The following is a 14,389-nucleotide window of genomic DNA, read 5'->3' as shown; positions in this document are numbered from 1 at the left end:
CTCCGATGCGAAGCGACACCATCAAGAAAGGACCCGACCGCGCGGCGGCGCGCGCCATGTTGCGCGCCACCGGCATGGACGATGACGCCATCGCCAAGCCACTGGTGGCGGTGGTGCACACCTGGTCCAACGTCAGCCCCTGCAACATCAACCTGCGCGACCTGGCCGACGAAGTGGCCGAAGGCATTCGCGCCGCCGGCGGCACGCCGGTGGAATTCAACACCATTGCGGTGACCGATGGCATTGCCATGGGCACCTCGGGCATGCGCAACTCGCTGGCCAGCCGCGAGGTGATCACCGATTCCATCGAGCTGGCCGTGAATGGCCACTGCCTGGACGCGATGGTAGTGCTGTGCGGCTGCGACAAGACCATTCCGGCCGCGGCCATGGCGCTGGGCCGGCTCAACATTCCCGGTGTGGCGCTGTACGGCGGCAGCATCGACCACGGCAAGCGCAACGGCAAATCGATCACCATCCAGAACGTGTTCGAGGCCATCGGCGCGCATGGTGCCGGCAAGATCTCCGACGAGGAACTGAAGGACGTCGAGGTCAAGGCCTGCCCCGGCGCCGGCGCCTGCGGCGGCCAGTACACCGCCAACACCATGGCCATGGTGCTGACCGCGCTGGGTGTCTCGCCGGTGGGCTACAACGACATTCCGGCGCCGCACGCCGACAAGCCCGGCGTGGCCCGCCGCTGCGGCGAGTTGGTGATGGAGTGCCTGCGCGAGAACCGCCGCCCGCGCGACATCATGACCCGCGAGGCCTTCATCAATGCCGCGCGTCTGGCCGCCGCCACCGCCGGCTCGACCAATGCCGCACTGCATCTGCTGGCCATTGCCGCCGAGGCCGAGGTCAAGCTGGACCTGGAAGATTTCAACACCGCCTCCGAACAGACGCCGGTGGTCGCCGACCTGATGCCGGCCGGCCGCTACAGCGCAGTGGAAATGTTCGAGGCCGGCGGCGTGGCCGAAGTCTCGCGCATTCTGCGTGATGCCAAGCTGCTGCACGACGTGCCCACGGTGACCGGGCGCAGCTATTTCGAGGAAATCGATGCCGCCCCCGGCGCTACCGCCGATCACCCGGTGTTTCGCAGCGCCAAGGACCCGCTCAAGCCGCGCGGCGGCTATTCCATCCTCTACGGCAACCTGGCGCCGGACGGCTGTGTGCTGAAGCTGGCCGGTCAGGGCCGCACCGACTTCGAAGGCCCGGCACGCGTGTTCGACTGCGAGGAAGACGCCTTTGCCGCCGTGCAGCACGGCGATATCCAGGCCGGCGATGTGATCGTGATCCGCCACGAAGGCCCGGCCGGCGGCCCGGGCATGCGCGAAATGCTCGGTGTCACCGCGGCCCTGGTCGGGCGCGGCCTCGGCAACGACGTGGCGCTGATCACTGACGGGCGCTTCTCCGGCGCCACGCACGGCTTCATGGTTGGCCATGTGGCGCCGGAAGCGGCGCGCGGCGGCCCCATCGCCCTGCTCGCCGACGGCGACACCATCCGCATCGACAGCGCCACCCGCACGCTGTCCACCGACGCCGATCTGGACACGCGGCGCCAGCAGTGGCAGCCGCCACGCCCGCGCGTCACGCGTGGCGCCCTGGCCAAGTACGCCCAGCTGGTCGGCTCGGCGTCCGAGGGCGCCATCACCCAGCCTTCTGCCCCTTACCAATGGAGAAACCGATGAGCACTGCAGCAACCACCGACGCTTTGAAAGATGCCCGCATCGCGGTCCTCGGCTATGGCAGCCAGGGCAGCGCGCATGCCAAGAACCTGCGCGACTCCGGCCTGGATGTCGTGGTCGGCCTGCGCCCGGGTGGCGCCTCCTGGCCCAAGGCCGAGGCCGACGGTTTCGTCGTCAAGAGCCCGGCCGAGGCGGTGGCCGACGCCGACCTGATCGCGGTGCTGACGCCAGACATGGTGCAACCGACGCTGTACACCGAGTCCATCGAGCAGCAGGCCAAGCCCGGCGCGGCGCTGCTGTTCGCGCACGGTTTCAATGTGCATTTCGGAGAGATCAAACCGCGTGACGACCTGGACGTGATCCTGGTCGCACCGAAAGGCCCGGGCGCGCTGGTGCGCCGCGAGTTCGAGCGCGGCCACGGCGTGCCATGCCTGTATGCGGTGCACCACGATGCCACCGGGCATGCCCTGGACAAGGCACTGGCCTATGCCGCCGGCCTGGGCGGCGCGCGCGCGCTGCTGATCGAGACCGACTTCAAGGAGGAAACGGAAACCGACCTGTTCGGCGAGCAGGCGGTGCTGTGCGGCGGCGCCACCGAACTGGTGCAAAAAGGTTTCGAGGTGCTCACCGAGGCCGGTTACAAGCCGGAGGTGGCCTATTACGAGGTGATGCACGAGCTCAAGCTGATTGTCGACCTGTTCTACGAGGGCGGCATCGCGCGCATGCTCGAGTTCATCTCCGAAACCGCGCAGTACGGCGACTACGTCAGCGGCCCGCGGGTCATCGACGACAGCACCAAGGCGCGCATGAAGGACGTGCTCAAGGACATCCAGGACGGCACCTTCGCCAGGAACTGGACCGCCGAATACAAGGCGGGGCTGCCCAACTACAAGAAGTTCAAGCAGGCCGATCTCGAGCACCCGGTGGAAAAGGTCGGCGCCAAGCTGCGTTCGCGCATGACCTGGCTGCAACCGAAGGACGATGCCGAGCCGATGAAGAAGGCCGGCTAACGGCCACCTCCACCCGCGGCGCCCGTCGCCAACTCGCGGGCGGGCGCCGCGTGACAGTTTAAGGAAACCATTCGACGTGAACGTGCCATTGCAACAGGCCATGGCGGCTGCCAGCCATCCGCGCGCCGGCCAGGCCATGAGCGGGGCCGACGTGATTGTGCAGGTACTGGCCGACGAAGGCCTGGACACGCTGTTCGGCTATTCGGGCGGGGCGATATTGCCGGTGTACGACGCGGTGTTCCGCTACAACGCCGCCCACGGCACGCCCGACAGCGAGCCGCTGCCGCTGGTAGTGCCGGCCAACGAACAGGGCGCCGGTTTCATGGCCGCCGGTTACGCGCGCGCCTCGGGCAAGGTCGGCGTGGCCATCGTCACCTCCGGCCCGGGCGCCACCAACACGGTGACGCCGGTGCGCGACTCGATGGCCGACTCCATTCCGATGGTGGTGATCTGCGGCCAGGTGGGTACCGCCGCGATCGGCTCGGATGCCTTCCAGGAGGCACCGATCACCAACATCATGAGTGCCTGCGCCAAGCATGTGTTCCTGGTCACCGAACCCGAGCGCCTGGAAGCCACCCTGCGCACCGCCTTCAGTCTGGCCCGCTCGGGGCGTCCGGGGCCGGTGGTGGTGGACGTGCCCAAGGATGTGCAGAACGCTGCCGTCACCTTTGCCGGCGAAGGCGAGCTGCCCCTGCCCGGTTATCGCGCACGCCTGGCCGAGATCGAGGCGGCCGAACTGACCGATGCCGATTGCGCGGCGCTGTTCGAAGCGCTGATGGGCTCACGGCGGCCGCTGATCTACGCCGGCGGTGGCGTCATCGCCAGCGAGTCGAGCGACCTGCTGCGCCAGTTCAGCGAGACGTTCGGTCTGCCGGTCACCACCACGCTGATGGGCATCGGCGGCGTTGACACCACCTCGCCGCTGGCCCTGCACATGCTGGGCATGCACGGCACCGCCTACGCCAACTACGCGGTCGACGATTGCGATTTCCTGCTCGCGCTGGGTGCGCGCTTCGATGATCGCGTGGCCGGCAACCCGGAGCAGTTCGCCGCCGGGGCGCGTTTTATCGCACAGGTGGATATCGACCCGGCCGAGGTCAACAAGGTCAAGCCGGTTCATTGGCACCACATCGGCCCGCTGCGCGTGGTGCTCGAGCGCCTGCTGGCCTACGGCAAGGCGCACGGGATCCGTCCGCAGCTGGCCGAGTGGCATCAGCACGTGGCCGTGCTCAAGCGCGACTACGCCATGAACTACGACCGCCGCGCGAAGAAAATCCAGCCTTATGCGGTGCTCGAGGCGATCGACCGCCACACTGACGGGCGCGCCATCATTACCACCGGGGTTGGCCAGCACCAGATGTGGGCGGCGCAATACCTGAGTTTCCGCGAGCCGCGTCACTGGCTGACCTCGGGCTCCATGGGCACCATGGGTTTTGGCCTGCCGGCGGCCATCGGTGCGCAATGCGCCAGGCGCGACGCGCTGGTGATCGACATCGATGGCGATGCCAGCATCCGCATGAACCCCGGCGAGCTGGAAACGGCCACCACCTACGGGCTGCCAATCAAGGTGGTGGTGATGAACAACTGCGGCGACGGCATGGTGCGCCAGTGGCAGAAGCTGTTCTTCAAGGGCCGTTTCATGGCCTCGGACAAGAGCCTGCATCGCAAGGACTTCATCAAGGCCGCCGAGGCCGACGGCTTCGGTTGGGCGCAGCGCCTGGAGACACCGGCCGAGATCGAAACCACCGTCGCCGCGTTCCTGGCCCATGACGGGCCGGCCTTCCTGGAAGTGGTGATCGACCCCGACGCCGGCGTCTACCCGATGGTCGGCCCCGGCGCCACCTACGCGCAGATGATCACCGGCCCGCACATCGCCGCCCGCCAGGACCCGCAAAGTGAAGCGGCCAGCATCACGGCGATGTTCTAGGAGACCTGCCATGAAACATTCGCTCGCCATCCTGTTGCAGAACGAAGCCGGTGCGCTGGTGCGCGTGGCCGGTCTGTTCGCCGCGCGCGGCTACAACATCGACACGCTCACCGTGGCCCCTACGGACGACCCGTCCGTGTCGCGACTCAATGTCACGGTTGAGGGCGATGAGGAAAAGCTGCAGCAGATCCTGAGCCAGATCCGCAAGCTGGTCGACGTATTGAGCCTGGAACACCCAGCACCACGAGTGCGCGTGGAAACGGCGGCATGAGGCCCTGGTCAGTATGAACGCGGCACTGCAGGCGCTCGGCGACTTGAGGCATGCCGTCCCCGAGGCCGCCGATATCACTGAACGCGCACGCCGCGCGCCGGTGTACGCGGTGGCACGTCGCACCGCGCTGGAGCGCGACGCCACCCTCGGCACCCGGCTCGGCCGGCCGGTCTGGCTCAAGCGTGAGGACACCCAGCCGGTCTTTTCATTCAAGCTGCGTGGCGCCTACACGCGCATGGCAGCACTGTCTGTCTCCGAGCGTGCACGCGGCGTGGTCGCCGCTTCGGCCGGCAACCATGCCCAGGGCGTGGCTTTAGCCGCGGCACGGCTGGGTGTGCATGCGCACATCGTGATGCCGGAAACCGCGCCCGCCGTGAAGGTGGACGCAGTGCGCCGCTTCGGCGGCGCACACGTGAGTGTGGTGCTGCACGGTGAATCGTTCAGCGAAGCGCAGGCGCATGCCGATGCGCTGTGCGCCGAGCATGACGCGGTATTCGTGCATCCGTTCGATGACGCGCACGTGATCGCCGGCCAGGCCAGCATCGGCCTGGAAATGCTCGAGCAACACCCGGGCGCACTGGAAGCGATCTTCGTTCCCGTGGGCGGCGGCGGCTTGATCGCCGGTATTGCCAGCGTCATCAAGACGCTGCGCCCGCACACGCGCGTGATCGGCGTACAAGCGGCTGATGCCGATGCCATGGCGCAGTCACTGGAACGCGGCACGCGCGTACAGCTGAGCGAGGTGGGTCTGTTCGCCGATGGCACCGCGGTCAAACAGGTCGGGAAGCTCACCTTCGCCCTGGCCCGCCGGCACGTCGATGCCATCCTACGCGTGGATACCGATGCCATCTGCGCGGCCATGGCCGACGTCTACGCCGCCACGCGCAGCGTACCGGAGCCGTCCGGTGCGCTGGCGCTGGCCGGCCTCAAGCAGTATGCGGCCGAACACCCCGGTGACGGCGCGTTGGCGGCGCTGGTTTCCGGCGCCAACATGAATTTCGACCGCTTGCGCTTCGTCGCCGAACGCGCCGAGGTCGGCGCCCGTCACGAGGCGGTGTTCGCCGTCACCATTCCCGAACAGCGCGGCAGCTTCCGGCGCTTCTGCACGGCGCTGGGCGGCCACCATCTGACCGAGTTCAACTATCGTATTGGCGACCGCCACCAGGCGCACATCTTCGTCGGCGTGCGCATTGCCAACGATGATGAGCGTGCCGCGCTGTCCGAGGCCTTTCGCGCGCGGCAGTTCGACGTGCTCGACCTGACCGACGACGAGCTGGCCAAGCTGCACCTGCGCCACATGGTCGGCGGGCGCACGCCGCTGGCCGCCGACGAGCGCCTGTACCGCTTTGAGTTCCCCGAGCGACCCGGTGCACTGCTGCGCTTTCTCCAGCGCATGCATCCGCACTGGAACATCAGCCTGTTCCACTACCGCAACCACGGTGCCGATTACGGCCGCATCCTGGTTGGCATCCAGGTGCCACCGGCCGAGCGCGCAGCCTTCGAACAGTTCGTCATCGGGCTGGGCTATCCGCATCACGACGAAACTGCGCATCCGGCCTACCGGCTGCTGCTGCGCGATGGTGCCGCGCCGGTGTGAGGTCGGGCCGGCGCCGGCTAAACTGTGTCGATGAGTGCCCGACACCAACACCCTCGACGCCGCCCGTCCCCGCGCCCCGCTACCCCGCAAGCCGCGGCGCGGATCCGCCCCGAAGACAGCTCGCAACGCGCCGGTGCGATTCTGCGCACGCTGCTGCGCGCGCTGCCGCCGAAGTGGCGCGAAAAAACCTACGACTATCTGGTGCTGACACGCATGGATCGCCCGGTCGGCGCGCTGTTGCTGTTGTGGCCGTGCTGGTGGGCGATGTGGCTGGCGGCGGGCGATTTCCCGCCGTGGAAGCCGTTTGTGATCTTCACCCTGGGTGTATTCGTGATGCGCGCGGCCGGCTGCGCCATCAACGACTTTGCCGATCGCAAGCTCGATGCCCAGGTGCAGCGCACCACCGGCCGGCCGATCGCCGCCGGGCGTATTTCGCCGCGCGAGGCGGTGGCTGTGTTCGTTGGTCTGCTTGTGGTGGCGTTCGCGCTGGTGCTGATGACCAACCCGCTGACCATCGGGCTGTCTTTTGCTGGCGCCGCGCTGGCCGTCATCTACCCGTTCTGCAAGCGCTACACGCACCTGCCGCAGGTGGTGCTGGGTGCGGCGTTTGGCTGGTCGATCCCGATGGCCTGGGCGGCGGTGGCCAATGCGGTGCCGCCGCAGGCGTGGCTGCTGTTTCTGGCCAACGTGGTGTGGTCGACGATGTACGACACCGAGTACGCCATGGTCGACCGCGTTGATGACATCAAGGCCGGCGCCAAATCGACCGCCATTCTGTTCGGCGAGGCCGACAAGGCCATCGTTGGTGTGCTGATGGCGACCTTCGCCGGCGCCATGGCACTGGCCGGCCAGCGCGCCGGGCTGGGCGCGGCGTACTGGGCCGGCTGGATGGTCGCCATCGCGCTGATGGCCTGGCAGCAGTGGATGATCCGCGAGCGCCAGCGCGACCAGTGCCTGCGCGCCTTCCGCAACAACAACTGGGTCGGACTGGCGCTGTGGGCCGGACTGGCACTGGCACTGGCTCTACGCTGACGTCAGCCATCTCACGCCGTCGCTGTCGGTGCGTCGCTCGCGTGCGCTCACCGGCTGCCCCGTGCCGGACCCGCCCTGGGCCAGACGAAAGATCGCCACCGACTGCTCCAGCAGCTTGGCCCGGTCGCGCAGGGTTTGGGTGGTGGCCGTCGATTCGGCCACCAGCGCCACGTTGTGCTGGGTCACACTGTCCAGTTGGCTGATGGTGTCGTTGATCTGCGAGACGCCGTTGGCCTGCTCGGCCGTGGCCGAGGAAATATCCTCGATCAGCTGGCGCACACGCGACACCGAATCGACGATCGCCTGCATGCGTGAGCGCGCGCCGTCGACCGCCGTACCGCCGGCCTCGACCTGCTGCATGGAGGTGTTGATCAGTCGACGGATGTCACGCGCCGCATCGGCGCTGCGCTGGGCCAGACTGCGCACTTCGCCAGCCACCACCGCGAAACCACGGCCGTGCTCACCGGCGCGCGCGGCCTCCACCGACGCGTTCAAGGCCAACAGGTTGCTCTGGAAGGCGAGCTCGTCGACCAGGCTGGTGACTTCGGAAATGTTCTGCGAGGCGGCCAGGATGGCCTTCATTGCCGTATCCACCTCACCGATGGCCACGCTCCCCTCATGCGCGGCCTGCTCGGCGGTACCCGATTGCTGCTTCGCCTCCTGCGCCCGCTCGCGCGATTGCTGCAATGCGCCGGTGAACTCCTCCATCGCCGCGGCAGCTTGTTCCAGGCTGGCCGCCTGGGTTTCGGTGCGCGCGGCCAGATCCTGCGCTCCGCGCGACACCTGCGCGGAGGCTTGATTGACGGCCGACACCTCGCCACGGACATCCGACACCACGGCGCGCAAATTGACGTTGAGCTGGTTCAGCGCGCGCGCCAGCGCCATGGCGCTACCCTTCGCCGCCGCCTTGTCATCGCCATCGGCCAGATCGCAAGCGGCCATGGTGTTGGCACTGTCGGCGAAACGCCGCAAGGGTGCCGACATCTGGCTGCGCAGCAGCCGCGTGCCTACCACGATACCCAACACCATGCATGCCAGCGTTGCCACTTCCTCATGTCGCGCTGGCAGGTGGAATACGTGGGGCAGCAGCGGACCGCAGGCGATCAGTGTCGCCGCGGCGACGAGTCGCCATTCGACTCGCCTCGTGAACGCACGTACCAGTCGTGGCAACCAGCCGCGACGTACGGGTTGGCCGGCACGCAGATAGATCCGTGTCGGACGGCCCGCCTTCTCATCCTCGACCATCTGCGCATACAGCTGCTCGGCAACGCGCACGTCCTCGCGTGAAGGATAGGTACGCACCGACATGTAGCCGACCACGTTGTCGCCCGCGATGATCGGCGTGACATTGGCGCGGACCCAGTAATGGTCGCCGTCCTTGCGGCGGTTCTTGACGATCGCCGACCACGGCTGCCTGGACTTGATGGTGGCCCACAGATCGCGGAATGCCTCCCTGGGCATGTCCGGATGACGCAGAATGTTCTGCGGCTGGCCGATCAGCTCTTCACGGGTGTAGCCACTGATCTGGACGAAGGTGGAATTGCAGTAATTGATCTTGCCGCGCAGGTCGGTGGTGGAGACGATCGCGTCGGTTTCCGAATAGGTGTACTCGCGCTGTGTGACGGGCAGATTCGTGCGCATGGTAAGGGCTTCCCTGAAGACACGGGCCGGCACTAAGCCGGCAACATCGGTATCGACCGCCTTCCCTCGCGGCTTGATTGATCCAGATCAACCAACAGGGCCATGCCCGGGAAGGGGCGCCCGCGCCAGCGCCCACACATCCACCCGCGCCACACCCGCCCTTCGCAGCACGCGCGCGCACTCGGCCAGGGTGGCGCCGGTGGTCATCACATCGTCGACGAGGGCTACATGCGACGGCCACGACATCCCCGGGCGCACGACAAAGGCCCCGCGCACATTGCGTCGGCGCGTCATCGCATCCAGTTGGCTTTGCGCGGTGGTGGCCCGCAGGCGCCGCAGACCATCGCTGTGCAGGATCATCCTGTGCGCGCGGGCCAGGTCGCGGGCCAGTTCAAGCGCCTGGTTGTATCCGCGTCGCCGCAGCCGCGCCCGATGCAAGGGCACCGGCAACAACATATCGGGCCGACATGGCAGCGACTGCGTTGCCATCAACCGCGCCAGCGTGCGACCGGCCGCCAGATCGGCGCCGAACTTGAAGCGAGTCTCCAGACGGTCCAGCGGCCAGGCATAGCGAAACGGCACCCAGGCCGAGTGCCATGGCGGCGGTCTGCGCTGACACCGACCGCACATTGCCACATTCAGTGGCAATGGCACCGCGCAGCGCACGCAGCCGTGCGCGTTGTACGGCAACTCCGCACAACAGGCGCAACACAGGTCCAAGCCATCGGCGCCGTAGTCACCGCACAGCAGGCACCGGCCCGGCCAGAAGCGCCGAATCAGGGCGTCCATGCCCACGGCGGCGCGTTAGGCGCGATTGGGCTTGAACATGGCCGCGCTGATGATCGACCACAGATGGATGATCCAGCCCATCCAGATGATCCACAGCGCCGCGGCCAGCACGAACATCACGATCGCCAGCAGCAGGCGCCCCTGCAACAGCTGGCCCAGGCCCGGGATGAAGAAGCTGCAAAGCGCGGCGATGACGTTGCCGGCGCTGCCTTGTCCTGAACTCATATGCGCAACTCCCCTCGGATGACATGGTGGTAGCGAGCGCGCGCCACGGCAGCGGCGCTCTGTCACCGCGATGGTAGGCCAGCGGCGCCAGCCATGCGACCGCCCGCCGTCAACTGTTATCAACTACTGAAAGTTGACAGCCTATCCATGCCGTGGCCACACTCGCGCCTCTTTGCCGCCGCCGTACAGGATTGCCGCCATGGCCCCGACTCTGCGCCACGACTGGACCCGTGAGGAAGTGGCCGCGCTGTTCGCGCTGCCGTTCAACGACCTGCTGGCACGCGCCCATGCGGTGCATGCCGAGCACCACGACGCCAACGCCGTGCAGGTGTCCACGCTGCTGTCGATCAAGACCGGCGGTTGCCCGGAAGACTGCGCCTACTGCCCGCAGGCGCAGCGCTACCAGACCGGCGTCAAGGCCGAGAAACTGATGAGCGTGGAAGCGGTGCTGCAACGCGCCCGCGCCGCCAAGGCCGCCGGCGCCAGCCGCTTCTGCATGGGTGCCGCCTGGCGCGCGCCCAAAGACCGCGACGTGGTCAAGGTGGCCAAGATCATCGAGGCGGTGAAGGGCCTGGGCCTGGAAACCTGCGCCACGCTGGGCATGCTCAACGAGGATCAGGCCAACCAACTCAAGGACGCCGGCCTGGACTACTACAACCACAACCTGGACACCGCGCCGGAGTACTACGACGCCATCATCGGCACGCGCCAGTATCAGGACCGCCTGGATACCCTGGATGCGGTGCGCGGCGCCGGCATGAAAACCTGCTGCGGCGGCATCGTCGGCCTGGGCGAAACCCGTGAGCAGCGCGTGGGTCTGTTGCAGACCCTGGCCACACTTGCCGAGCACCCCGAATCGGTGCCGATCAATCAGCTGGTGCAGGTGGCCGGCACCCCATTGCATGGTACCGACAAGCTCGATCCGTTCGAATTTGTACGCACCATCGCCGTGGCACGCCTGCTGATGCCTGCCTCGATGGTGCGCCTGTCGGCCGGTCGCGAGCAGATGAGCGACGAAATGCAGGCGCTGTGTTTCTTTGCCGGCGCCAACTCCATTTTCTATGGCGAAAAGCTGCTGACCACCGGCAACCCGGACGTCGAACGCGATCGCGCGCTGTTCGATCGCCTGGACCTGAAACCCATGCGGGTCGAGCATGAACCGGGCACGGTGCATGCCGATATCGTCGAACCGGCCTGCCCGGCCCATGCGGAAAGCGCCGCCTGAGCGGCCTCAACGCACGGCGAAGAAAAGTGCACGTGATGCGGGGGACTGAATACCTGCCGGCGACTTTCGCCCGACAGGGTGACCGCGCAGGACGCCACGCATGAACCGCCCCGATCTGCTGGACGGTCTGGCTCACGCGACCGCCGAGCGTCGCCAGCAAGGACTTTATCGCCAGCTCGCCGCCGTACAGCGCGCGGCTCCGGGCCGCGCGGTGATCGATGGTCGCCAATACCTGCTGTTCGCCAGCAACGACTATCTGGGACTGGCGCACCACCCGTTGTTGATTCGCCGCCTGCGCGACGCCGCCGAGCAGGGCGTTGGCGCCGGTGCCGCCCACCTGGTCAGCGGCCACCACCGCGAGCATGCACGACTGGAGGCGATGCTGGCCGAGTGGACCGGGCGCGAGCGCGCGCTGCTGTTTTCCAGCGGCATCATGGCCAACCTGGGCGTGATGCAGGCCCTGCTCGACCGCCCCGGCACGCGTCAGGCGAGTCTTTGTGTGCAGGACAAACTCAACCATGCCAGCCTGATCGACGGTGCGCGCGCCAGCGGCGCCACGCTGCGGCGCTACCCGCATGGCGATGTGGCCGCTGCGGCGCGCCAGTTGGAAAGCGCCCCCGAGGCGCCAGCCCTGCTGGCCACCGACGGCGTGTTCAGCATGGACGGCGACCTGGCACCATTGCCGGAACTGGCTGCGCTATGCGAGCGCCAGGGTGCCACCTTGATGGTCGATGATGCCCACGGTCTGGGCGTGCTCGGGCCCGAAGGCGGCGGCAGCCTGGCCGCCGCCGGGCTTTCGCAGGCACAAGCGCCGGTGCTGATGGGCACGCTGGGCAAGGCACTGGGCACTGCCGGCGCCTTTGTCGCCGGTTCCGCGGCATTGATCGACGGCCTGGTGCAATTTGCGCGCAGCTTCATCTACACCACCGCGCTGCCGCCGGCGCTGGCGTCGGCCACCTGCACCGCCATCGAGCTGGTACGCCAGGAAAGCTGGCGCCGCGAGCATCTCGCCGCGCTGATCGCACGCTTCCGCCACGGTGCGGCGCAGCTGGACCTGCCGCTGATGGACTCGCCAACGCCGATCCAGCCGCTGCGCCTGGGTAGCTCGCACGCGGTACTGGAGGCAAGTCAGATGCTGCGTGACACAGGCTTTCTGGTTGGCGCGATCCGTCCGCCCACGGTGCCCGCCGGGCAGGCACGCTTGCGCATCACGCTCAGCGCTGCGCACCAGCCCGACGATGTCGATCGGCTGCTCGATGCGCTGGCGCGGATACCTCACCCGTCCGATACCTGCGCGAACTGAGCCTCGGTCGCATGTCCGCCTCGTCGCCCCTCGCCATCGCCGTGCACGGCCACGGCCCGCAAGCGCTGGTGCTGATCCATGGCTGGGCCATGCATGGCGGCGTATTCGCGCCGCTGATCGATGCCTTGCGCGCGCAGTGCACACTGTACGTGGTCGACCTGCCCGGCCACGGCGCGTCCGCGCATAGCCGGCTGACGCTGGAGCCGACCGCCTTGGCCCGGGCCATCGTCGAGGCCACTCCCGCTGCGCCCTGGGTCGGCTGGTCACTGGGTGGCCAGCTGGCGCTGCACGGCGCCATCCACTATCCAAACCACGTCACCGCGCTGGGCATGCTGGCCGCCTCGCCCTGCTTTGTGCGCCGTGAGGATTGGCCCCACGGCGTGAAAGCGGGCACCTTCAGTCACTTTGCAAACGCGCTTAACGATGATCGCGAGGCGGCGCTGGCACGATTTTGCGGGCTGGTGGTGATGGGCGACCGCGACGCGCGCGCTAAACTACGCCTGTTACGCGAACTGACCCGCGCCACCGACGGCCCGCAACCGCACGCTCTGGCCAAAGGCCTTGAGCTGCTTGAAACGACCGACCTGCGCGCCCAGATTGACGCCCTGACCGTACCCAGCGTCTGGGTGGGCGGCCGGCACGACCGGTTGGTCCCCTGGCAGGCCATGGCCGCCAGCGCCGAAGCCTGTGGTGGCCAGTTCACGTGCATCGATTCAACCGGGCATGCACCCTTCCTCGGCCAGGCCGAGGCTATGGCCGCAGCCCTGCACCCCTTGTTTGACCCGGAGACGGCATGAGCGACTTCCATCTCGACCGGCGTCAGGTACGCCGAGCCTTCGGCCGTGCCGCCGCCACCTACGAAGACCACGATGTGTTGCAGCAGGCCGTGCAGGCCTCGCTGATCGACCGTCTGGACTTCTATCTGGAAACGCCCGAGCGCGTGCTGGATCTGGGCGCGGGCACCGGGCGCGGCAGCGCGCTTTTGAAAAAGCGCTGGCCCAAGGCGCACATCATGGCCATGGACCTGGCCCTGCCGATGCTGCGCCAGGCGCGCCGCCACGCCGGCTGGATCAAACCGTTCTCGCGCGTGGCCGCCAGCGCCAGCGAGCTGCCGGTGCCCGACCACAGCATCGACGTGCTGCACTCGAACCTGTGCATCCAGTGGATCGACGACCTGCCGCGCCTGTTCGCCGAATTTGTGCGCGTGCTCAAGCCCGGCGGCTACCTGGCGCTGACCACCTTCGGCCCGGATACCCTGCGCGAGCTGCGCGCGGCCTGGGCCGACAGCGACCAGCGCCCGCACGTGGGCCGCTTCCTGGACATGCATGATGTCGGCGACGCCATGCTCGCTGCCGGCCTGCGCGATCCGATGCTGGACGTGGAGCGCTACACGCTCACTTACGAGCAGCCCTCCGGATTGATGCGCGACCTCAAGGGCCTGGGTGCCACCAATGCCGACACCACGCGCATGCGCGGTCTGACCGGCAAGTCGCACTACAAGCAGATGCTGGCCAACTACGAGACCATGCGCGTGGACGGTCGTATTCCCGCCACCTGGGAAGTGATCAATGCGCACGCCTGGGGCCCGCCCACTGGCCAGGCCCGGCGCGATGCCGGCGGCGGCGAGATTGCCAGCTTCTCGATCGATCAACTGCGCGGTTCGCGACGTCGCCCCAGCGAGTAAGGCGCG

At 67.7% G+C, this 14,389-nt stretch carries 13 protein-coding genes; 10 read left to right on the top strand and 3 right to left on the bottom strand.

All coding sequences use genetic code 11. The annotated features are described in order from the left end of the window. Positions 1-5: 5 nt before the first annotated feature. The 6 genes from ilvD to ubiA all read left to right on the top strand — a co-directional run bounded on the left by ilvD (position 6) and on the right by ubiA (position 7,516). Positions 6-1,682, top strand: a complete 1,677-nt coding sequence (ilvD, locus tag HBF24_RS16355) for a dihydroxy-acid dehydratase (protein WP_167175429.1) — start codon at positions 6-8, stop codon at positions 1,680-1,682. Then, positions 1,679-2,689, top strand: a complete 1,011-nt coding sequence (ilvC, locus tag HBF24_RS16350) for a ketol-acid reductoisomerase (RefSeq protein ID WP_167175426.1) — start codon at positions 1,679-1,681, stop codon at positions 2,687-2,689. Before ilvD ends, ilvC begins: the two co-directional genes overlap by 4 nt. Before the next feature lie 100 nt (positions 2,690-2,789). Then, a complete protein-coding gene (gene ilvB / locus HBF24_RS16345; protein WP_240922648.1) occupies positions 2,790-4,616 on the top strand; it encodes a biosynthetic-type acetolactate synthase large subunit in 1,827 nt (608 codons plus the stop codon). A gap of 10 nt (positions 4,617-4,626) precedes the next feature. Then, positions 4,627-4,887 carry an acetolactate synthase small subunit gene (ilvN, locus tag HBF24_RS16340; RefSeq protein WP_167175422.1) on the top strand — a complete coding sequence of 87 codons (261 nt, stop codon included), beginning with the start codon at positions 4,627-4,629 and terminating at the stop codon, positions 4,885-4,887. A 13-nt stretch (positions 4,888-4,900) separates the two neighbouring features. Next, the gene (gene ilvA / locus HBF24_RS16335; RefSeq protein ID WP_167175419.1) at positions 4,901-6,484 is read left to right on the top strand and encodes a threonine ammonia-lyase, biosynthetic; all 1,584 of its coding nucleotides are present in this window, start codon (positions 4,901-4,903) and stop codon (positions 6,482-6,484) included. 102 nt (positions 6,485-6,586) lie between these two features. Beyond that, positions 6,587-7,516: a 4-hydroxybenzoate octaprenyltransferase gene (gene ubiA, locus HBF24_RS16330; RefSeq protein WP_343162788.1), complete on the top strand. Its 930-nt coding sequence runs from the start codon at positions 6,587-6,589 to the stop codon at positions 7,514-7,516. Here ubiA and HBF24_RS16325 read toward each other — a convergent pair. The 3 genes from HBF24_RS16325 to HBF24_RS16315 form a co-directional block, all read right to left on the bottom strand. Continuing rightward, positions 7,508-9,157 carry a PAS domain-containing methyl-accepting chemotaxis protein gene (locus HBF24_RS16325; RefSeq protein ID WP_167175413.1) on the bottom strand — a complete coding sequence of 550 codons (1,650 nt, stop codon included), beginning with the start codon at positions 9,155-9,157 and terminating at the stop codon, positions 7,508-7,510. The genes ubiA and HBF24_RS16325 overlap by 9 nt on opposite strands. 87 nt (positions 9,158-9,244) lie before the next feature. Then, a complete protein-coding gene (locus tag HBF24_RS16320; protein WP_167175410.1) occupies positions 9,245-9,946 on the bottom strand; it encodes a ComF family protein in 702 nt (233 codons plus the stop codon). A gap of 15 nt (positions 9,947-9,961) precedes the next feature. Then, complete coding sequence (locus tag HBF24_RS16315; protein ID WP_167175407.1) at positions 9,962-10,171, bottom strand: hypothetical protein; 210 nt, start codon at positions 10,169-10,171, stop codon at positions 9,962-9,964. 199 nt (positions 10,172-10,370) lie between these two features. Here HBF24_RS16315 and bioB point away from each other — a divergent pair, with 199 nt between their 5' ends. The 4 genes from bioB to bioC all read left to right on the top strand — a co-directional run bounded on the left by bioB (position 10,371) and on the right by bioC (position 14,383). Next, complete coding sequence (bioB, locus tag HBF24_RS16310) at positions 10,371-11,396, top strand: biotin synthase BioB (protein WP_167175404.1); 1,026 nt, start codon at positions 10,371-10,373, stop codon at positions 11,394-11,396. Positions 11,397-11,496: 100 nt separating this feature from the next. Further along, positions 11,497-12,699 (top strand): 8-amino-7-oxononanoate synthase, encoded by a 1,203-nt coding sequence (gene bioF / locus HBF24_RS16305; RefSeq protein ID WP_167175401.1) that lies wholly within the window; start codon positions 11,497-11,499, stop codon positions 12,697-12,699. 11 nt (positions 12,700-12,710) lie between these two features. Further along, positions 12,711-13,496, top strand: coding sequence for a pimeloyl-ACP methyl ester esterase BioH (gene bioH / locus HBF24_RS16300; RefSeq protein WP_167175398.1), 786 nt, complete (start codon positions 12,711-12,713; stop codon positions 13,494-13,496). After that, positions 13,493-14,383, top strand: a complete 891-nt coding sequence (bioC, locus tag HBF24_RS16295) for a malonyl-ACP O-methyltransferase BioC (protein WP_167175395.1) — start codon at positions 13,493-13,495, stop codon at positions 14,381-14,383. Before bioH ends, bioC begins: the two co-directional genes overlap by 4 nt. Positions 14,384-14,389: the final 6 nt, after the last annotated feature.

The sequence above is a fragment of the Oleiagrimonas sp. C23AA genome (assembly GCF_011759385.1).
In the GTDB taxonomy this organism is placed as follows: Bacteria; Pseudomonadota; Gammaproteobacteria; order Xanthomonadales; family Rhodanobacteraceae; genus Oleiagrimonas.
The sequence above is the reverse complement of the archived record's forward strand: the minus strand, read 5'-3'. Positions and strand labels throughout refer to the sequence as shown.

Excerpts from the sequence above, each read along its gene's own strand:
- ilvD (WP_167175429.1), top strand. The coding sequence starts at position 6 with ATGCGAAGCGACACCATCAAGAAAGGACCCGACCGCGCGGCGGCGCGC.
- ilvC (WP_167175426.1), top strand. The coding sequence starts at position 1,679 with ATGAGCACTGCAGCAACCACCGACGCTTTGAAAGATGCCCGCATCGCG.
- ilvB (WP_240922648.1), top strand. The coding sequence starts at position 2,790 with ATGGCGGCTGCCAGCCATCCGCGCGCCGGCCAGGCCATGAGCGGGGCC.
- ilvN (WP_167175422.1), top strand. The coding sequence starts at position 4,627 with ATGAAACATTCGCTCGCCATCCTGTTGCAGAACGAAGCCGGTGCGCTG.
- ilvA (WP_167175419.1), top strand. The coding sequence starts at position 4,901 with ATGAACGCGGCACTGCAGGCGCTCGGCGACTTGAGGCATGCCGTCCCC.
- HBF24_RS16325 (WP_167175413.1), bottom strand. The coding sequence starts at position 9,157 with ATGCGCACGAATCTGCCCGTCACACAGCGCGAGTACACCTATTCGGAA.
- HBF24_RS16320 (WP_167175410.1), bottom strand. The coding sequence starts at position 9,946 with ATGGACGCCCTGATTCGGCGCTTCTGGCCGGGCCGGTGCCTGCTGTGC.
- HBF24_RS16315 (WP_167175407.1), bottom strand. The coding sequence starts at position 10,171 with ATGAGTTCAGGACAAGGCAGCGCCGGCAACGTCATCGCCGCGCTTTGC.
- bioB (WP_167175404.1), top strand. The coding sequence starts at position 10,371 with ATGGCCCCGACTCTGCGCCACGACTGGACCCGTGAGGAAGTGGCCGCG.
- bioF (WP_167175401.1), top strand. The coding sequence starts at position 11,497 with ATGAACCGCCCCGATCTGCTGGACGGTCTGGCTCACGCGACCGCCGAG.
- bioH (WP_167175398.1), top strand. The coding sequence starts at position 12,711 with ATGTCCGCCTCGTCGCCCCTCGCCATCGCCGTGCACGGCCACGGCCCG.
- bioC (WP_167175395.1), top strand. The coding sequence starts at position 13,493 with ATGAGCGACTTCCATCTCGACCGGCGTCAGGTACGCCGAGCCTTCGGC.